This is a genomic window from Frigoribacterium endophyticum (genome assembly GCF_011759585.1).
Taxonomy (GTDB): Bacteria; Actinomycetota; Actinomycetes; order Actinomycetales; family Microbacteriaceae; genus Frigoribacterium; species Frigoribacterium endophyticum.
In genome coordinates this window covers 1,288,467-1,305,800 of sequence record NZ_JAAOYV010000001.1, presented here as the reverse complement: position 1 = coordinate 1,305,800, position 17,334 = coordinate 1,288,467, and the positions used below count along the sequence as shown (strand labels likewise).

Here is a 17,334-nt window from a genome sequence, read left to right as displayed (position 1 = left end):
ATCAGCCTAGCGACGCAGCCCCTCGTACACGCCGAGCGTGCGCTCGGCGATCCGGCCCCAGCTGAACTCGGCCTCGGCGCGCATGCGGCCGGCGCGGCCCATCAGCCGGGCGAGACCGGGGTCGCCGACGACCTCCGTCAGCACCCCGGCGAGGTCGCGCACGAAGCGCTCGGGGTCGAGGGGGGTGCCGGTGCCGTCCTGCACCTGCTCGAGCGGCACGATGCGGCCGGTGAGGCCGTCAGCGACGACCTCCGGGATGCCGCCGGTGTCGGAGCCGACGACCGGCACGCCGCAGGCCATGGCCTCGAGGTTCACGATGCCCAGCGGCTCGTAGACCGAGGGGCAGACGAAGGTCGTGGCGGCCGAGAGCACGGCGCTCAGCTCGTGGCGGGGCAGGACGCGCTCGATCCAGACGACGCCGCTTCGCTCCTCCTGGAGCTCGCGGACGAGGGCGGTGACCTCCGCCATGATCTCCGGGGTGTCGGGCGCCCCGGCGCAGAGGACGAGCTGCACCTCCGGCGGCAGCAGCTTCGCGGCGCGCAGCAGGTAGGGCAGGCCCTTCTGGCGGGTGATCCGGCCCACGAAGACCACCGCGGGGCGGTCGGGGTCGATGCCCAGCCCACGCACCACCTCGGCGTCGTCGACGCGCTGCCAGCCGTCGAGGTCGATGCCGTTGTAGACGACGCTGACCTTCTGCTCGTCGATGCCCGGGTACGACCGGAGGATGTCGCGGCGCATGCCCTCGCTGACGGCGATGACGGCGTCGGCGGTCTCGTACGCCTGGCGCTCGATCCAGCTCGACACGCGGTACCCGCCGCCCAGCTGCTCGGCCTTCCAGGGCCGGAGCGGCTCGAGGCTGTGGGCCGTCAGCACGTGGGGGACGTCGTGCAGCATCTGCGCGAGCTGTCCCGCGGCGTTCGCGTACCAGGTGTGGCTGTGGACGACGTCGGCCCCGCCGACGTCCTGCGCGATGCGGGCGTCGGTGCCGAGGGTGCGCAGGGCTCCGTTGGCGTCGGCCAGCTCGGCCAGGTCGGGGTAGCCGGTCGTGCCCGGCTCGGCGTCGACGGTGCCGAACGCGCGCACCTGCACGTCGATCGACGACCGGAGCGCCTTCACGAGCTCCGAGACGTGGACTCCCGCCCCTCCGTAGACGTTGGGCGGGTATTCCTTGGTGATGACATCGACTCGCACGCTGATCACCGTAGTCGCGCGGCGCTGAATCGTGCCATCCTGGCCCCATGGCATCAAAGAAGATCTTCGGCATCGTGCTCGCTGGTGGCGAAGGCAAGCGCCTGATGCCCCTGACCGCGGACCGCGCCAAGCCGGCCGTCCCGTTCGGTGGCAACTACCGCCTCATCGACTTCGCGCTCAGCAACCTGATCAACTCGGGGCTGCGCCAGATCGTCGTGCTGACGCAGTACAAGTCGCACAGCCTCGACCGCCACGTCTCGCAGACCTGGTCGATCGAGGGGCTGCTCGGTGCGTACGTCGCGTCCGTCCCCGCCCAGCAGCGGCTCGGCAAGCGCTGGTTCGCCGGCAGCGCCGACGCCATCCTGCAGAGCCTCAACCTCCTCCGCGACGAGAAGCCCGACATCGTCGTCGTGGTCGGCGCCGACCACGTCTACCGGATGGACTTCTCGCAGATGATCGAGGCGCACGTCGCCTCGGGCGCCGGCGTCACGGTCGCGGCGATCCGCCAGCCGATCTCGCTCGCCGACCAGTTCGGCGTCATCGAGGTCGACGGCGACGACCCGACCCGCATCGGCCGGTTCCTCGAGAAGCCGACCGACGCGACGGGGCTGCCCGACTCCCCCGGCGAGATCCTCGCGTCCATGGGCAACTACGTCTTCGACGCCGACGTCCTCATCGACGCCGTGCTCCGCGACGGCGAGAAGCCCGACTCGAACCACGACATGGGCGGCGACATCGTGCCCGACTTCGTCTCGCGGGGCGACGCGGCCGTCTACGACCTCAACCGCAACGAGGTCCCCGGGGCCACGGAGCGGGACCGCTACTACTGGCGCGACGTCGGGACGATCGACTCGTTCTACGACGCGCACCGCGACCTGATCTCGGCGTTGCCGATCTTCAACCTGTACAACACGGACTGGCCGATCTTCAGCCAGCAGCTCAACTCGCCGCCCGCGAAGTTCGTCCGTGACGCGCACGGCAACCTCGGCACGACCATCGACTCGGTGGTCTCCCTGGGTTCGCTGCTGTCGGGCGCGCACGTCGAGCGCAGCGTGCTCGGCCCCTGGTGCACGCTCGACTCGGGCTCGCGCGTCGTCGACTCGATCGTCTTCGAGCGGGCTCACATCGGGCCGGGCGCGGTCGTCGAGCGCGCGATCCTCGACAAGGACGTCGTCATCTCGGCCGGCGCCTCCGTCGGCGTCGACGCCGAGGCCGACCGGGCCCGGGGCTTCACCGTGACGCCCTCCGGCATCACCGTCGTGGGCAAGGGCGTCCGCGTCGACCAGTAGGCGCCGAGGCCGTTCCGTGAGGGCGGGCCGCTACGTCGTGTGACCTCGTCGTCCGCGGCAGGTGGCCCGCCCTCACTATGGTGGGGGCGTGCCGCGCTTCCTCACCGTCCTCGACGTCGACTCCACGCTCATCGAGAACGAGGTGATCGAGCTCCTGGCCGACGCCGCGGGGTCGCACGCCGAGGTCTCCCGGATCACCGAGCGGGCGATGGCGGGCGAGCTGGACTTCGCCGAGAGCCTCACGGCTCGCGTCGCCACCCTCGCCGGCCTGTCGGAGGGCGTCTTCGCCGACGCCGTCGCCCAGGTCCGCGTCACCGAGGGCGCGGAGGAGCTGATCGCGGGCCTGCACGCTCACGGCAGCGTGATCGGCGTCGTCTCGGGCGGCTTCCACGAGGTCCTCGACCCGGTCGCCGAGCGCCTCGGGCTCGACCACTGGCGGGCCAACCGCCTCGAGGTCGTCGACGGCGTGCTCACCGGCCGCGTCAGCGGCCCCGTCGTCGACGCCGAGGGCAAGGCCGCCGCGCTCCGCGAGTGGGCCGAGGAGTCGCGGGTCGGCCTCGAGCACACGGTGGCGGTCGGCGACGGGGCGAACGACCTGCTGATGATGCGGGCCGCCGCGCTCTCCGTGGCCTTCAACGCCAAGCCCCGCGTGCGCGAGCAGGCCGACCTCGTCGTCGCCCGGTGCGACCTCGCGGAGCTCCTGCCCCTGATGGGGCTCCGCGGCTGACCAGCCTCGCCGCGACGCCCCGCCCTCCGTGGGTCGGGGTCAGTGCCCCATGCCCAGGCCGCCGTCGACGGGGATGACGGCACCGGAGATGTAGGCGGCGTCGTCGCTCGACAGCCAGGCGATCGTCTTCGCGACCTCGCCGGCGGTGCCGAAGCGCTGCGCGGGGATGGTCCTGCGGTACTCGGCCTGCTGCTCGTCGGGCAGCACCGCCGTCATGTCCGTCTCGATGAAGCCGGGGGCCACGACGTTCGCCGTGATGCCGCGGGCGCCGACCTCGCGGGTCAGCGACCGCGCGAAGCCGACCAGCGCGGCCTTCGACGACGCGTAGTTGACCTGGCCGGGGCCGCCGTAGAGCCCCACGACGCTCGAGACGAGCACGATGCGGCCGAAGCGGGCCTTTAGCATGCCCTTCGAGGCGCGCTTGACGACGCGGAAGGCGCCGCCGAGGTTGGTGTCGACCACCGAGGTGAAGTCCTCCTCGGTCATCCGCATGAGGAGTCCGTCCTTCGTGATGCCGGCGTTGGCCACGACGACTTCCACCGGGCCGAGCTCGGCCTCGACGGCGGTGAAGGCGGCGTCGACCGAGGCGGAGTCGGTCACGTCGGCGACGACCGTCATCGTGCCCTCGGGGCCCTGGCCGCTGCGCGCGGTCACCGCGACGCGGTGGCCCTGGGCGACGAGCTCCTCGGCGATGGCGCGGCCGATGCCGCGGTTGCCGCCGGTGACGAGGACGGTGCGGGGCGTGGTCATGGTGTCTCCTCGGGGTCGTGCGTCGGGCGCAGCGTGGGGGTCGACCGGAGGTCGAGGCCGTTCGCGGCCGCCGACCAGCCTACTGTCGGCTGTCGGGCTTAAGATCGGCTCACGCGTCGCCCGTGGCGCTCTGAGCCCGTGAGTGCATGAAGACTTCCCAGCCGATCACCTCCCTCCCCCCGTCGCCGACCGACGACCGCCATTCCCGCATGCGCCGCTACCTGCTGGCCACCGGGATCCGCATCGTCTGCATCACCCTGTGCTTCGTCATCCCGCTCTCCTGGTGGACGCTGCTCCCCGTCCTCGGCGCCGTGGTCATCCCCTACGTCGCCGTCGTCCTGGCCAACGTCGGCCACGAGTCCGGGCAGGAGGTCGAGCGCCCCGGCGGGGTCGAGCTCTACCGCGGCCCCGACCCGGCGTGGCAGCCCGAGGCCGAGGCCCCCGCGCCGGAGCCCGTCCGACCGGTCGTCGTCGACGACCCCGACGACGACGCACCCGTGGCGGGTGCCGACGGCGTCCTCCGCTGATGCTCGGCCTCGGTCTCGACGGCCCCGGTGACGTCCAGTGCTCGCGCGCCGGGTGCACCGCCTCCGCCGTCTCCGCGGTCAACTGGCGGAACCCGAAGATCCACGGGCTCGACCGTGTGAAGGTCTGGTCGGCCTGCGCCGAGCACGTCGACTTCCTCGCCGAGTTCCTCCGGGCGCGCGACTTCCCCGTCGTCGTGACGGCCGCGGGCGTCACGGTCGACCGGGTCCCCGAGGAGGCACGGTGAGCGACGCGCGCACCACCGGCGCCCGCAAGTGGCTGGGCTACCTCGGCGTGGTCGTCGTCTTCGCCGTCGTCTGCGGCTTCCTCGCGCACTGGCAGTGGAGCCGCCACGAGGAGAAGACGGCCGTCGTCCACCAGCTGGAGCAGCGCTACGACGCGGCGCCGGTGCCCCTCGACGAGGCCGTGCCCGCCCTCGACTCCTACGACCCCGCGCTCGAGTGGCAGCCGGTGAGCATGACCGGCACGTACGCCGCCGACGAGACCCTGCTCGTCCGCAACCGGCCCCTCAACGGGCAGCCCGGCTTCGAGGTCCTGGTGCCGTTCCGGGTCACCGGTGGCGACGTCTTCGTGGTCGACCGCGGCTGGGTGCCCACGGGCAACGACCAGGACGCCCCCGACGAGGTCCCCGCTCCCCCGGAGGGCGAGGTCACGGTGACCGCCCGCCTCAAGCCGGGCGAGCCCGCCCTCGGGTCGCGCACGGGAGTCCCCGGCACGAACCAGATCGCCACCGTGCAGCTCAGCGAGGTGCAGGCCCGGGTGAGCGGCACGATCTACAGCGCCGCGTACGGCCTGCTGCAGAGCGAGACGCCGGCGCTGGCCGAGGCTCCCGTGAAGGCGAGCGCACCCGAGATCGACACGGGCCTGAACCTCTCCTACTTCGTGCAGTGGATCATGTTCGCGGTCGGCGCCTTCGCCTTCCTCTTCTACGTCTTCCGGCAGGAGCGCCGCAACCGGGCCCTCGACGAGGAGGGCGCCGACGGCGACGAAGCCCGCGTCCGCGAGGCCGAGCGTGCCCGCCGGCGCGCTGCCCGGCCGCTCGCCGACAACGACGCGGAGGACGAGCTGCTCGACGCCGCCGGGCACTGAACCGGCGCGGGCGGCGTGCCGCCCCGTCGGTCAGGCGAGGTTGATGAGGTCGCTGTAGTCCTTGGTCCAGTGGTCCTCGGTGCCCTCGGGCATGATCAGCACGCGCTCCGGGTTCAGCGCCTCCACCGCTCCCTCGTCGTGGCTGACCAGGACGACGGCCCCCTCGTAGTTGGCGAGGGCGTCGAGGATCTCCAGGCGGCTGGCGGGGTCGAGGTTGTTCGTGGGCTCGTCGAGCAGCAGGACGTTGGCGCCGGAGACGACGATCATCGCCAGGGCGAGGCGGGTCTTCTCGCCGCCGGAGAGGACGCCGGCCGGCTTGGCCGAGTCGTCGCCCGTGAAGAGGAACGAGCCCAGCACGCGCCGCGCCTCCATCTCGGTGATGTTCGGCGACGACGAGACCATGTTCTCGAGCACGCTGCGCGCGACGTCGATCGTCTCGTGCTCCTGGGCGTAGTAGCCGACGCGCAGGCCGTGGCCCGGCTCGAGCTGCCCGGTGTCGGGCTCGTCGACGCCCGCGAGGATGCGCAGCAGCGTGGTCTTGCCCGCACCGTTCAGCCCGAGGATCACGACCTTCGAGCCGCGGTCGATGGCGAGGTCGACGGCCGTGAAGATCTCGAGCGACCCGTAGCTCTTCGAGAGGTTCGAGGCCATCAGGGGCGTCTTGCCGCAGGCCACCGGCGTCGGGAAGCGCAGCTTGGCGACGCGGTCGACGGCACGGACCTCCTCGAGGCCCGAGAGGAGCTTCTCGGCCCGGGCGACCATCTGGTGGGCCGCCGCGGCCTTCGACGCCTTCGCGCCGAAGCGCGCGGCCTGCTTCTGCAGCGCCGACGCCTGCTTCTCGGCGTTCGAGCGCTCCTTCTTGCGGCGCTCCTCGTCGGCGGCACGCTGGCGCTGGTAGTTCCGCCAGCCCATGTTGTAGATGTCGATCGCCTGGCGGTTGGCGTCGAGGTAGAAGACGCGGTTGACGACCTCCTCCACCAGCTCGATGTCGTGGCTGATGACGATGACGCCGCCCTGGTACGTCTTGAGGTACTCGCGCAGCCAGACCACGCTGTCGGCGTCGAGGTGGTTCGTGGGCTCGTCGAGGATCATCGTGTCGGCCGCCGAGAAGAGGATGCGCGCGAGCTCGATGCGTCGGCGCTGGCCGCCGGAGAGGGTCGAGAGCGGCTGGTCGAGGATCCTGTCGGGCAGGCTGAGGTTGCTGGCGATCGACGCCGCCTCGGCCTCGGCCGCGTAGCCGCCGAGCGCGTTGAACTGGTCGTCGAGATCGCCGTACCGCTTCATGGCGCGGGCGGCGACGTCGGCGTCGGGGTCGCCCATCAGGAGGGTCGCCTCCTGGATGCCCAGGAGGAGCTGGCCGAGGCCGCGGGCGTCGAGGATGCGCGTGCGGGCCAGGTCCTCCGGGTTGCCGCTCCGGGGGTCCTGCGGCAGGTAGCCGATCTCGCCGCCGCGCTCGATCTTGCCGTCGGTCGGCTGGGTCTCCCCCGCCAGCGTCTTGGTCATGGTGGTCTTGCCGGCGCCGTTGCGCCCGACGAGACCGATCTTGTCGCCCTTGTCGACGCGGAAGTTCACGTCGGCCATCAGCAGGCGAGCGCCGACGCGGATCTCGAGGTCGTGCACGGAGAGCACAGCAGTAGTCCAATCGATTGGGAGGATGTCCACAACGCAGCCCGAGCAGGGGCCGCCTCTAGGATGAGACATCGCGTGGAGGGGGTCGCAGCACTGCGCTGCCGACCAGCCGCTCGGCCGATCAACCTACCCATTCTAGGAGACTGCATGACGAACACTGCTGCACCGATCTCACGGCCGGTCCTCGCCGACCGCCTGGTGACGAGGAGCTGGGCCACCGACGTCGCCCTCGTCCTCGGCGGAGCGGCCTTCACCAGTGCCCTCGCCCAGGTGCAGGTGCCCCTCTGGCCCGTCCCCGTCACGGGCCAGACGCTCGCGGTGATGCTCGTCGGTGCGACCCTCGGGGCGCGTCGTGGGGCCCTGTCGATGCTGACCTACCTCGTGCTGGGCGTCGTCGGGCTCCCGATCTTCGCCGAGTTCACCGGCGGCCCGCTCAGCGTCCTCAAGCCCAGCTTCGGCTTCATCGTCGGGTTCGTCCCGGCGGCGGCGCTCGTGGGCTGGCTCTCCCAGCGCGACTGGGACAAGAAGTGGCTGCTGTCGATCGTCGCGTTCTTCCTCGCCAGCCTCGTGCCCTTCGTGGTCGGCCTGCCGTACCTCGCGGTCGTCCTCAGCAGCCTCGGGGTCGAGGTCACCCTCGCGACCGTCCTGACCGTCGGCGTCGTCCCCTTCATCGTGGGCGGCGTCGCGAAGTGGCTGATCGCCGCCTCGGTGCTGCCCCTGGCGTGGCGCGGGCTCCGTCGCCTGGAGCGCTGAGCGCAGCTCCCCCGACGCACGACGACGGGCCCCGGTCGAGGAGACCGGGGCCCGTCGTCGTGTCCGGCGTCGGCCGGGGTGGATCAGATCGAGAAGCCGATGGCGCGCATCATGTCGCGCCCGTCGTCCGTGATCCGGTCGGGGCCCCACGGCGGCATCCAGACCCAGTTGATCCGGAAGGCGTCCACGACGCCGTCGAGCGCGTTCGCGGTGTCGGCCTCGATGACGTCGGTCAGCGGGCAGCCGGCCGAGGTCAGGGTCATGCTGATGATGAGGGCGTTCTCGTGCTCCTCGTCCATCGCGAGGTCGTAGATGAGGCCGAGGTCGACGATGTTGACCCCGAGCTCGGGGTCGACGACCTCCTTCAGCGCCTCCGCGACCTGGTCGAACTTCTCGGGGGCCAGAGCGACCGCCACGGTCAGCTGCCCACCGGGGCGTCGACGGCGGCCGCAGCCGCCGCAGCGGAGACGTAGCGGTCGTAGCCCTCGTTCTCGAGGCGGTCGGCGAGCTCCGGTCCGCCCTCGTCGGCGACGTGGCCGTCGACGAACACGTGGACGAAGTCGGGCTTGATGTACCGGAGGATCCGCGTGTAGTGCGTGATCAGCAGGAGGCCCAGGCCCGTGTTGGCCTTGGCCCGGTTGACGCCCTCCGAGACGATCTTGAGCGCATCGACGTCGAGACCGGAATCGGTCTCGTCGAGGACGGCGAACTTCGGCTTGAGGAGCTCCAGCTGCATGATCTCGTGCCGCTTCTTCTCACCGCCGGAGAAGCCCTCGTTGACGTTCCGCTCGGCGAAGGCCGAGTCCATCTTGAGCGCCGACATCGACTCGCGCAGGTCCTTGATCCAGCCACGGATGGCCGGGGCCTCGCCGTCGAGGGCGGTCTTCGCCGTGCGGAGGAAGTTCGAGACGGTGACGCCGGGGATCTCGACCGGGTACTGCATCGCCAGGAACAGCCCCGCCTTGGCGCGCTCGTCGACGCTCATGTCGAGCACCTCGACGCCGTCGAGGCGGATGGAGCCGCCGTCGACGTTGTAGCGCGGGTGGCCGGCGATCGTGTAGGCGAGGGTCGACTTGCCCGAGCCGTTGGGGCCCATGACGGCGTGGATCTCGCCCTCCTTGATGGTCAGGTCGACGCCCTTGAGGATCGGCTTGGGGCCGGCGTCGGTGTCGATGCTGACCTTGAGGTCGCGGATCTCGAGAGTGCTCATGCGTTCATTCCTTACTGTGCGACGCCGGCGGGCGACGCGGTGGTGTCGACGAAGACGTCGCCGTCGACGACGGAGACGGCGAAGACCGGGACGGGTTCGTAGGCGGGGAGGGTCAACGGCTTGCCCGAGGTCAGCTCGAACTTGGAGCCGTGCGCCCAGCACTCCAGGGTGTCGTCCTCGACGAAGCCCTCGGAGAGCGAGATGTCGCCGTGCGTGCAGGTGTCGCCGATGGCGTGGATGACCCCGGCGCTGTCCTTCACGACGGCGACGGCCACGCCGTCGACGACGACGCGGAGCGCCTGGGCGGGCGTGATCTCGTCGGAGGAGCAGACGCGCGTGCTCATGCGGTGGGCTCCGCGACCGACGGGCCGGAGGTCAGCTCGACCTCGAGGGCGTCGATGAGGCGCTCCTGCAGCTCGGGCTCGCCGATCTTCTGGACGACCTCGCTGAGGAAGCCGAGCACGACGAGGCGACGGGCCTCGGCCTCGTCGATGCCCCGCGACTGGAGGTAGAAGAGGTGCTCGTCGTCGAAGCGGCCGGTGGCGCTGGCGTGGCCCGCCCCGGCGATGTCGCCCGTCTCGATCTCGAGGTTCGGGATGGAGTCGGCCCGCGTGCCCTCGCTGAGGACGAGGTTGCGATTCTGCTCGTAGCTGTCGGTGCCGGGCGCCGTCCGCGCGATGAGGACGTCGCCGATCCAGACGGTGCGGGCTCCCTCGCCCTGGAGCGCGCCCTTGTAGTTGACGCGGCTCCGGCTGTTCGGGGCGTCGTGGTGGACGAAGACCTGCTGTTCGAGGTGCTGGCCCGCGTCCGCGAAGTAGACGCCGTAGAGCTCGGCGTCCGAGCCCTGCCCGGCCAGGTGCGCCGACGGGTTGACCCGCACGACCGACCCGCCGAGCGAGACGACGAAGTGCTTGAGCTGGGCGTCGCGCCCGATGGTCGCGAAGTGGCTGGCGAGGTGGATCGCCTCGTCGTCCCACTCCTGCAGCGTCACCACGGTGAGGTGCGCGCCGTCGTCGACGACGATCTCGACGTTCTCGACCAGCTGGGCGGCACCCGTGTTGCGGAGCACCACGAGCGACGTCGAGTTCGCCGTCGCGTGGATGAGGGTGTGGCCGGCGCGCGGTGCCGTGTCGAGGCCGGAGCGCCCGATCGTCACGGTCGAGGGCTCGTCGCCGCTCAGGGTCACGAGCAGCACCTTCTCGGTCGCGGCCCAGGCCGAGGCCGAGGCCTTGTCCTCGGGCTGGCCGGCCCGACCGACGCGGGAGTCGCTCCGGTCGACCCAGTCGACCGTCGCCCCGGCGGTCTCCCGCGCGAGGTACGCGTAGGGAGACCCGTCCAGGGGCCCGTCGATGAGCGGGCGCAGCCGCTCGACAGGGCTGAGCTTCCAGTCGACCTCACGGCCGGTGACCGCGGGGAACGCGGCCGGGTCGGTGCTGCGGAAGCGCTCGGAGCGGGTCTGGACCGGGACGACGCCCCAGCCTCCGTCGCTATGCGCCTTCGCGCCGTGCTGCACGCCCTCGGGGGTCGTGCTCGTTGTGGTGGGTGCTACGGCGGACATCTAGCCGACGGATCCTTCCATGCTCATCTCGATGAGCTTGTTGAGTTCGAGGGCGTACTCCATCGGGAGCTCCCGCGCGATGGGCTCGATGAAGCCACGGACGATCATGGCCATGGCCTCGTCCTCCGCCATGCCGCGCGACATGAGGTAGAACAGCTGCTCCTCGCTCACGCGGGAGACCGTGGCCTCGTGGCCGAGCTGCACGTCGTCGACGCGGATGTCGATGGCCGGGTACGTGTCGGAGCGCGACATGGTGTCGACCAGCAACGCGTCGCAGCGCACCGTGTTGGCGCTGTGGTGCGCCGAGTCGTCGACCCGGACCTCGCCGCGGTACCCCGCACGACCGCCGCCGCGGGCGATCGACTTCGAGACGATGGACGACGTCGTGTACGGCGCCATGTGGATCATCTTCGCGCCCGCGTCCTGGTGCTGGCCGGGGCCGGCGAAGGCGACGCTGAGGGTCTCGCCCTTGGCGTGCTCGCCCGCGAGGTAGATCGACGGGTACTTCATGGTGACCTTGGAGCCGATGTTGCCGTCGATCCACTCCATGGTCGCGCCCTCGTGCGCGATGGCCCGCTTCGTGACGAGGTTGTAGACGTTGTTCGACCAGTTCTGGATCGTCGTGTAGCGCACGCGGGCGTTCTTCTTCACGATGATCTCGACGACGGCCGAGTGCAGCGAGTCGCTCTTGTAGATCGGGGCGGTGCAGCCCTCGATGTAGTGCACGTAGCTGCCCTCGTCGGCGATGATCAGCGTGCGCTCGAACTGGCCCATGTTCTCCGTGTTGATGCGGAAGTAGGCCTGCAGCGGGATCTCGACGTGGACGTTCTTGGGCACGTAGACGAACGAGCCGCCCGACCAGACCGCCGTGTTGAGCGCCGCGAACTTGTTGTCGCCCGCGGGGATCACCGAGCCGAAGTACTCCTGGAAGAACTCGGGGTGCTCGCGCAGCGCCGTGTCGGTGTCCATGAAGATGACGCCCTGCTGCTCCAGGTCCTCGCGGATCTGGTGGTAGACGACCTCGGACTCGTACTGGGCGGCGACGCCCGCGACGAGGCGGTTGCGCTCGGCCTCGGGGATGCCGAGCTTCTCGTAGGTGTTCTTGATGTCGTCGGGCAGTTCGTCCCAGGTGGTGGCCTGCTTCTCGGTCGACCGGACGAAGTACTTGATGTTGTCGAAGTCGATGCCCGAGAGGTCTGCGCCCCACGTCGGCATCGGCTTGCGCTCGAACAGCGTGAGGCCCTTGAGGCGGTTCTTGAGCATCCACTCGGGCTCGCTCTTGAGGTTCGAGATGTCGGTGACGACCTCGGGCGAGACGCCGCGGCGCGCGGAGGCGCCGGCAGCATCGGAGTCGGACCAGCCGAACTCGTATTGTCCCAGGCCGTCCAGCTCGGGGCGGTCGATCAGCACGTCTGACATGTGTACCTCTTTCTCTGACGGACCGAACGCGGTGCGCGGAGCCACCATTCCCATGGTGCTCGCCGCGAGCGACGACGGGCCGTTCCTCGCGGTGCGAGTCGAACACCCCGGTCCGCGTGACGATCGCCGCCCCTCGACGGCCCCCCGGGGCGATGATCGTCGCGGGTGGTCGGCGGGCCCTCCGCGAGCGGAGTGCCAGGGTGCGTTGCCTAGACTGTGACCCGCACCCGGTGCCTCTCGACCCCGTGGTGCTCGTCCGCCTCAGCTGTCTCGCGGCGTCTCCGTCGACGCCGTGCCGGGTTGTGTTCCTGAACCCGTCGATTCTACAGGGCGGAGTCCTGAAATCGACGAAAGGCAGGAGACTGTGAGCAAGGCAGACCAGACCACCCCGGGCGTGCTGTCGAGAGCCTGGGCGTGGCTGCCCACGACGGTCGACTCGCGGGTGCGGTTCATCGCCTGGGCGTCGCTCGTCTGCCAGGTCCTGCTGATCGGCACCGGAGGCGCGGTGCGGCTCACCGGGTCCGGCCTCGGCTGCCCGACGTGGCCGCGCTGCACCGACGACTCCTTCGTGTCGACGCCCGAGATGGGCATCCACGGCGTCATCGAGTTCGGCAACCGGCTGCTGACCTTCGTGCTCACGCTCGTCGTCATCCTCGCCTTCCTCGCCGTGCTGCGCATCCGCAGGGTGCGCCCGGAGCTCTTCCGCATCACCCTCGTCCAGGGCCTCAGCATCCCGTTCCAGGCGGTCCTCGGCGGCATCACCGTCCTGACGGGCCTGAACCCGTACATCGTGGGGGCGCACTTCGTGGTGTCCGTCGTGCTGGTCGCCCTGACGACGGTGCTCGTGTACCGCGTGCTGCACGGTCCTCGCGGTACCCGCGCCGCGACTCCCCGGGGCTACGCCCTCCTGGCGCGGGCGGCGGCCGTCGTCGTGGCCGTCACCGTCGTGGTCGGCATCCTCACGACCGGCGCCGGGCCGCACGCCGGCGACGCCGCGACCCCCCGCAACGGCCTCGCTCCCGAGGTCATGGAGCACGTGCACAGCTGGCCCGCCTACGCGACCCTGCTGCTCACCGTCGCGCTCGTCGCCTGGACCCTCCGCGCGGGGCTCCCCCGTCGCTTCCCGCTCCTGCTGCTCGCCGTGGAGCTCGTGCAGATCGCCGTCGGGCTGCTCCAGGCCCGCACGGGGCTGCCGCCCGTGCTCGTCGGCAGCCACATGGTGCTGGCCGCGCTCCTCGTCGCCGCGATGACGGCCGTGCTGCTCTCCCTGACGAACGACCAGCAGCCCGACGAGGTCGAGGCGCCCGTCCGCGAGGCCGAGCTCCGCGTCTGACGCCGGCACCGCCTCCTCGGCGCCCTGCCCCGGTCTCGGGGCGGGGCGCCGTCGTCGTCAGCGGGGCAGGTCGAGCCGCATGATCATGTCGACCCCGTCGTCCGAGACCGGGACGAAGCCCAGGCGGCGGTAGAGCGACTCGACGCGGCTCCCCGTCAGCACGTCGAGGGTGACCGTGGGCGTGGTGACGGCGGCGACGGCCTCGGTGACGAGACGGGTGCCGAGGCCCCGGCCCCGCGCCTCCTCGCGCAGGTAGAAGTGACGCAGCCAGGTCGTCCCGCCCTCGGGGTGGACGGCGAGGCAGCCGACGACCCCGCCGTCGTCGTCGACGACCACGGTGGTCTCGGAGGGGACGAACTCGCGGACGAACCGGGCACGGTTGTACGACGGCCGCCAGACGCCGACCCGCTCGAGGTCGTCGCGGAGGGCGTGGAGCTTCAGGTCGGCCAGGGAGTCGACGTCGCCGGGGCGCGCCGGACGCGTCGACCAGCCGGGGGCGGGCACGGGCCTAGAAGGGCAGGAGCGGGTCGACGCCCACGGCCAGGAAGAGCAGCGTCAGGTAGGTGATGGAGCTGTGGAAGACGCGCATCGGGCGGACCTCGGCGACCTGCTGGATGGCACGGCTGTAGAGGCGGTGGGACTCCCAGATGAACCAGGCGCCGCTCGCGGCGGCGACCACGGTGTAGAGCGCACCCATGCCGGCCACGGGGACGAGGAGCAGCGAGCAGGCGACCGTGGCCCACGCGTAGAGGATGACCTGCAGCCCGACCAGCGAACGACCCCGCACGACGGCGAGCATCGGGACGTCGGCGGCGGCGTAGTCGTCGCGGTACTTCATCGAGAGCGGCCAGTAGTGCGGCGGCGTCCAGAGGAAGATCACCATGAAGAGGATGACGGGGGGCCAGCTCAGGTCGTTCGTCACGGCCGCCCACCCGATCAGGACGGGCATGCAGCCGGCGATGCCGCCCCAGACGATGTTCTGCGGGGTCCGGCGCTTGAGCCAGAGGGTGTAGACGACGACGTAGAAGAGGATCGCGCCGAGCGAGAGGGCCGCCGACAGCAGGTTGACGGTGAGGGCCAGCCACACGATGGAGGCGACGCCCACCACGTACGAGAAGACGAGCGCCTCGCGGTCGGTCACCTCGCCCGTGACGAGGGGCCGCCCCTGGGTCCGCTTCATGATGCGGTCGATGTCGCGGTCGATGTAGCAGTTGAACGCGGAGGCCGAGCCGGCGCTGAGCGCCCCGCCGATGAGCGTGGCGAGCACGAGCCAGAGGTTCGGGACGCCGCCCTGGGCGAGGAACATTGTCGGCGCCGTGGTGACGAGCAGCAGCTCCATCACGCGGGGCTTGGTGAGGGCCACGTACGCTCGAGCCTTGCGACGGAAGCCCCGGGGTGCGGTGTCGGGGCGAGTGTCGATGGCTGCGGTCATGAGTCCTCTAACGAGACGAACGGGGTGCCAGGAGAGTCTAGGCGATGAACGTCCGCGTTGACACGGCACCGGGCGTCACCTGCGGGCACGCGACCTCGGTACGTCCCTATACTGGCAGGTGCTTGCCAGTTGCACGTCTGCTCCGCGCTGGATTCCCGACACCGGAACGAACACCTCCCTGTCCTGATCTCCACATCGTGGTGGCCGTGCGGCCGCAGCCGACGACGTCTCGGCAGGCGCATGTCCGCGCGGGTCCGCATCGACCCCGCGCAGTTCGCAACAAGAAGGGTCAACTTCCAGTGGCAGATCTGCAATGGGAATCCATCGACAACAAGGCCGTCGACACCGTCCGCGTGCTCGCGGCCGACGCCGTGGAGAAGGTCGGCAACGGCCACCCCGGCACGGCGATGAGCCTCGCGCCCGCCGCGTACCTCCTCTTCCAGAAGGTCATGCGTCGTGACCCGAGCGACAGCGAGTGGATCGGCCGCGACCGCTTCGTGCTCTCGGTGGGCCACAGCTCGCTGACCCAGTACGTGCAGTTCTACCTGGGCGGCTACGGCCTCGAGCTCGACGACCTCAAGGCGCTCCGCACCTGGGGCAGCAAGACCCCCGGTCACCCCGAGTACGGCCACACCGACGGCGTCGAGATCACGACCGGTCCCCTGGGCCAGGGCCTCGCCTCCGCCGTGGGCATGGCCTACGCCGCCCGCTTCGAGCGTGGCCTCTTCGACCCCGAGGCCGCCGTCGGCACCTCGCCGTTCGACCACTTCGTCTACGTCATCGCCGGTGACGGCGACCTGCAGGAGGGCGTCACCAGCGAGGCCTCCTCGCTCGCCGGCCACCAGCAGCTCGGCAACCTCGTCGTGATCTACGACAGCAACCAGATCTCCATCGAGGACGACACGAACATCGCCTTCACGGAGGACGTCCAGAAGCGCTACGAGGCCTACGACTGGCAGGTCCAGGTCGTCGACTGGAAGAAGACCGGCGAGTACGTCGAGGACGTCGCCGCCCTCTTCGAGGCGATCGAGGCCGCCAAGGCCGAGACGAGCAAGCCCTCGCTGATCGTCCTCAAGACCATCATCGGCTGGCCCTCGCCCAAGAAGCAGAACTCCGGCAAGATCCACGGCTCGGCGCTCGGCGCCGAGGAGCTCGCGGGCCTGAAGGAGGTCCTGGGCTTCGACCCGGAGAAGACCTTCGACGTCGACCCCGCCGTGCTCGAGCACACCCGGGGCGCCGTCGAGCGTGGCCAAGCGCAGCACGCCGAGTGGCGCACCTCCTTCGACGCGTGGGCCACGGCCAACCCCGAGAAGAAGGTCCTCCTCGACCGCGTCCTCACGGGCGAGCTGCCCGAGGGGCTCGACGAGGCCCTCCCGGTCTTCCCCGCCGACAAGGAGGTGTCGACACGTGCCGCCTCCGGCAAGGTGATCAACGCCATCGCCGGCGTCGTCCCCGAGTTCTGGGGCGGCTCGGCCGACCTGGCCGAGTCCAACCTCACGACCATCGCGGGCGGCGGCTCGTTCGTCCCCACCGAGTGGTCGACCCACGAGTGGCAGGGCAACCCCTACGGCCGCGTCCTGCACTTCGGCATCCGCGAGCACGCCATGGGCTCGATCATGAACGGCATCGCCCTGCACGGCAACACGCGCGTGTTCGGTGGCACCTTCCTGATCTTCAGCGACTACATGCGCCCCGCCGTGCGTCTCGCCGCGCTGATGAAGTCGCCCGTCACCTACGTCTGGACCCACGACTCCGTGGCCCTCGGCGAGGACGGCCCGACCCACCAGCCGATCGAGCAGCTCGCCGCCCTCCGTGCGATCCCCGACTTCGACGTGGTCCGCCCCGCCGACGCCAACGAGACCGCCTGGGCCTGGAAGACCATCCTGGACCGCCACAGCGGCCCCGCGGGCCTGGCGCTGAGCCGTCAGAACCTGCCGGTCTTCGAGCGCGGCACCGGTGACGCGGAGGGCGAGACCTTCGCCTCCGCCGCCAACGTCGCCAAGGGCGCCTACGTGCTCGCCGAGGCCCCGGGCGGCACGCCCGACGTGATCCTCATCGCGACGGGCTCCGAGGTCCAGATCGCCGTCGAGGCCCGTGAGGTCCTCCGCGGCGAGGGCGTGAACGCCCGCGTCGTCTCGGCCCCGAGCCTCGAGTGGTTCGACGAGCAGGACGCCGCGTACAAGGAGGCCGTGCTCCCCGCGGCCGTCAAGGCCCGCGTCTCGATCGAGGCCGGTGTTGCCATGCCGTGGCGCGGCATCGTCGGTGACGCCGGTCGCAGCGTGTCGATCGAGCACTTCGGTGCCTCGGCCGACTACAAGACGCTCTACCGCGAGTTCGGCATCACCACCGAAGCCGCCGTCGCCGCCGCCAAGGACTCGCTGGCCGCTCTCTGAGCGCTGGCAGAAAAG

18 protein-coding genes are annotated in these 17,334 nt (G+C 70.8%); 8 read left to right on the top strand and 10 right to left on the bottom strand.

Annotated features, from left to right (window positions below):
* Positions 1-6: 6 nt before the first annotated feature.
* Entirely contained in the window at positions 7-1,191 is a 1,185-nt protein-coding gene (gene glgA, locus FHR77_RS06050; RefSeq protein ID WP_167259206.1) for a glycogen synthase, read from the bottom strand.
* A gap of 47 nt (positions 1,192-1,238) precedes the next feature.
* On the opposite strand from glgA, the gene FHR77_RS06045 reads away from it, so the two are divergent.
* Both FHR77_RS06045 and serB read left to right on the top strand, forming a co-directional pair.
* The gene (locus FHR77_RS06045) at positions 1,239-2,480 is read left to right on the top strand and encodes a glucose-1-phosphate adenylyltransferase (RefSeq protein WP_056054881.1); all 1,242 of its coding nucleotides are present in this window, start codon (positions 1,239-1,241) and stop codon (positions 2,478-2,480) included.
* A gap of 88 nt (positions 2,481-2,568) precedes the next feature.
* Positions 2,569-3,207, top strand: coding sequence for a phosphoserine phosphatase SerB (gene serB / locus FHR77_RS06040; RefSeq protein ID WP_167259205.1), 639 nt, complete (start codon positions 2,569-2,571; stop codon positions 3,205-3,207).
* Between the two features lie 39 nt (positions 3,208-3,246).
* Here serB and fabG read toward each other — a convergent pair whose 3' ends face one another.
* A complete protein-coding gene (fabG, locus tag FHR77_RS06035) occupies positions 3,247-3,957 on the bottom strand; it encodes a 3-oxoacyl-ACP reductase FabG (protein WP_167259204.1) in 711 nt (236 codons plus the stop codon).
* A gap of 146 nt (positions 3,958-4,103) precedes the next feature.
* On the opposite strand from fabG, the gene FHR77_RS15570 reads away from it, so the two are divergent.
* From FHR77_RS15570 to FHR77_RS06020, 3 genes are read left to right on the top strand one after another with little or no spacing between them, the layout of a single operon-like run.
* Positions 4,104-4,484, top strand: a complete 381-nt coding sequence (locus tag FHR77_RS15570; protein ID WP_208380410.1) for a DUF3099 domain-containing protein — start codon at positions 4,104-4,106, stop codon at positions 4,482-4,484.
* Positions 4,484-4,729 carry a hypothetical protein gene (locus tag FHR77_RS06025; protein WP_056054870.1) on the top strand — a complete coding sequence of 82 codons (246 nt, stop codon included), beginning with the start codon at positions 4,484-4,486 and terminating at the stop codon, positions 4,727-4,729. Before FHR77_RS15570 ends, FHR77_RS06025 begins: the two co-directional genes overlap by 1 nt.
* Positions 4,726-5,592, top strand: a complete 867-nt coding sequence (locus FHR77_RS06020) for an SURF1 family cytochrome oxidase biogenesis protein (RefSeq protein WP_167259203.1) — start codon at positions 4,726-4,728, stop codon at positions 5,590-5,592. Before FHR77_RS06025 ends, FHR77_RS06020 begins: the two co-directional genes overlap by 4 nt.
* Positions 5,593-5,622: 30 nt before the next feature.
* On the opposite strand, the gene abc-f is transcribed toward FHR77_RS06020, so the two are convergent.
* A complete protein-coding gene (abc-f, locus tag FHR77_RS06015) occupies positions 5,623-7,221 on the bottom strand; it encodes a ribosomal protection-like ABC-F family protein (protein ID WP_056054864.1) in 1,599 nt (532 codons plus the stop codon).
* 147 nt (positions 7,222-7,368) lie between these two features.
* Here abc-f and FHR77_RS06010 point away from each other — a divergent pair, with 147 nt between their 5' ends.
* Positions 7,369-7,974: a biotin transporter BioY gene (locus tag FHR77_RS06010; RefSeq protein WP_167259202.1), complete on the top strand. Its 606-nt coding sequence runs from the start codon at positions 7,369-7,371 to the stop codon at positions 7,972-7,974.
* An 83-nt stretch (positions 7,975-8,057) separates the two neighbouring features.
* Here the strand turns inward: FHR77_RS06010 and FHR77_RS06005 are convergent, their stop codons facing one another.
* The 5 genes from FHR77_RS06005 to sufB are packed head-to-tail and all read right to left on the bottom strand — an operon-like array spanning position 8,058 to position 12,161.
* Complete coding sequence (locus tag FHR77_RS06005) at positions 8,058-8,390, bottom strand: metal-sulfur cluster assembly factor (RefSeq protein ID WP_056054862.1); 333 nt, start codon at positions 8,388-8,390, stop codon at positions 8,058-8,060.
* Between the two features lie 2 nt (positions 8,391-8,392).
* Positions 8,393-9,184, bottom strand: a complete 792-nt coding sequence (sufC, locus tag FHR77_RS06000; protein WP_167259201.1) for a Fe-S cluster assembly ATPase SufC — start codon at positions 9,182-9,184, stop codon at positions 8,393-8,395.
* Positions 9,185-9,195: 11 nt separating this feature from the next.
* Positions 9,196-9,528: a non-heme iron oxygenase ferredoxin subunit gene (locus tag FHR77_RS05995; protein WP_056054855.1), complete on the bottom strand. Its 333-nt coding sequence runs from the start codon at positions 9,526-9,528 to the stop codon at positions 9,196-9,198.
* The gene (sufD, locus tag FHR77_RS05990; RefSeq protein WP_167259200.1) at positions 9,525-10,742 is read right to left on the bottom strand and encodes a Fe-S cluster assembly protein SufD; all 1,218 of its coding nucleotides are present in this window, start codon (positions 10,740-10,742) and stop codon (positions 9,525-9,527) included. The genes FHR77_RS05995 and sufD overlap by 4 nt, the downstream gene beginning before the upstream one ends.
* Positions 10,743-12,161 carry a Fe-S cluster assembly protein SufB gene (gene sufB / locus FHR77_RS05985; RefSeq protein ID WP_056054850.1) on the bottom strand — a complete coding sequence of 473 codons (1,419 nt, stop codon included), beginning with the start codon at positions 12,159-12,161 and terminating at the stop codon, positions 10,743-10,745. It abuts the gene before it with no gap.
* Positions 12,162-12,525: 364 nt separating this feature from the next.
* Here sufB and FHR77_RS05980 point away from each other — a divergent pair, with 364 nt between their 5' ends.
* Positions 12,526-13,494, top strand: coding sequence for a COX15/CtaA family protein (locus tag FHR77_RS05980; protein ID WP_369814256.1), 969 nt, complete (start codon positions 12,526-12,528; stop codon positions 13,492-13,494).
* A 57-nt stretch (positions 13,495-13,551) separates the two neighbouring features.
* On the opposite strand, the gene FHR77_RS05975 is transcribed toward FHR77_RS05980, so the two are convergent.
* Entirely contained in the window at positions 13,552-13,998 is a 447-nt protein-coding gene (locus FHR77_RS05975; protein ID WP_167259199.1) for a GNAT family N-acetyltransferase, read from the bottom strand.
* Between the two features lie 4 nt (positions 13,999-14,002).
* Positions 14,003-14,926 (bottom strand): heme o synthase, encoded by a 924-nt coding sequence (locus FHR77_RS05970; RefSeq protein WP_167259198.1) that lies wholly within the window; start codon positions 14,924-14,926, stop codon positions 14,003-14,005.
* Between the two features lie 299 nt (positions 14,927-15,225).
* Here FHR77_RS05970 and tkt point away from each other — a divergent pair, with 299 nt between their 5' ends.
* A complete protein-coding gene (tkt, locus tag FHR77_RS05965; protein ID WP_056054840.1) occupies positions 15,226-17,319 on the top strand; it encodes a transketolase in 2,094 nt (697 codons plus the stop codon).
* The last annotated feature ends 15 nt before the right edge of the window (positions 17,320-17,334 follow it).

What these genes read in the sequence shown, in the direction of transcription:
- FHR77_RS05995 (WP_056054855.1), bottom strand. Translation starts at nt 9,528, where the DNA reads ATGAGCACGCGCGTCTGCTCCTCCGACGAGATCACGCCCGCCCAGGCG.
- fabG (WP_167259204.1), bottom strand. Translation starts at nt 3,957, where the DNA reads ATGACCACGCCCCGCACCGTCCTCGTCACCGGCGGCAACCGCGGCATC.
- sufB (WP_056054850.1), bottom strand. Translation starts at nt 12,161, where the DNA reads ATGTCAGACGTGCTGATCGACCGCCCCGAGCTGGACGGCCTGGGACAA.
- FHR77_RS15570 (WP_208380410.1), top strand. Translation starts at nt 4,104, where the DNA reads ATGAAGACTTCCCAGCCGATCACCTCCCTCCCCCCGTCGCCGACCGAC.
- FHR77_RS05970 (WP_167259198.1), bottom strand. Translation starts at nt 14,926, where the DNA reads ATGACCGCAGCCATCGACACTCGCCCCGACACCGCACCCCGGGGCTTC.
- FHR77_RS06010 (WP_167259202.1), top strand. Translation starts at nt 7,369, where the DNA reads ATGACGAACACTGCTGCACCGATCTCACGGCCGGTCCTCGCCGACCGC.
- sufC (WP_167259201.1), bottom strand. Translation starts at nt 9,184, where the DNA reads ATGAGCACTCTCGAGATCCGCGACCTCAAGGTCAGCATCGACACCGAC.
- FHR77_RS06025 (WP_056054870.1), top strand. Translation starts at nt 4,484, where the DNA reads ATGCTCGGCCTCGGTCTCGACGGCCCCGGTGACGTCCAGTGCTCGCGC.
- sufD (WP_167259200.1), bottom strand. Translation starts at nt 10,742, where the DNA reads ATGTCCGCCGTAGCACCCACCACAACGAGCACGACCCCCGAGGGCGTG.
- FHR77_RS06045 (WP_056054881.1), top strand. Translation starts at nt 1,239, where the DNA reads ATGGCATCAAAGAAGATCTTCGGCATCGTGCTCGCTGGTGGCGAAGGC.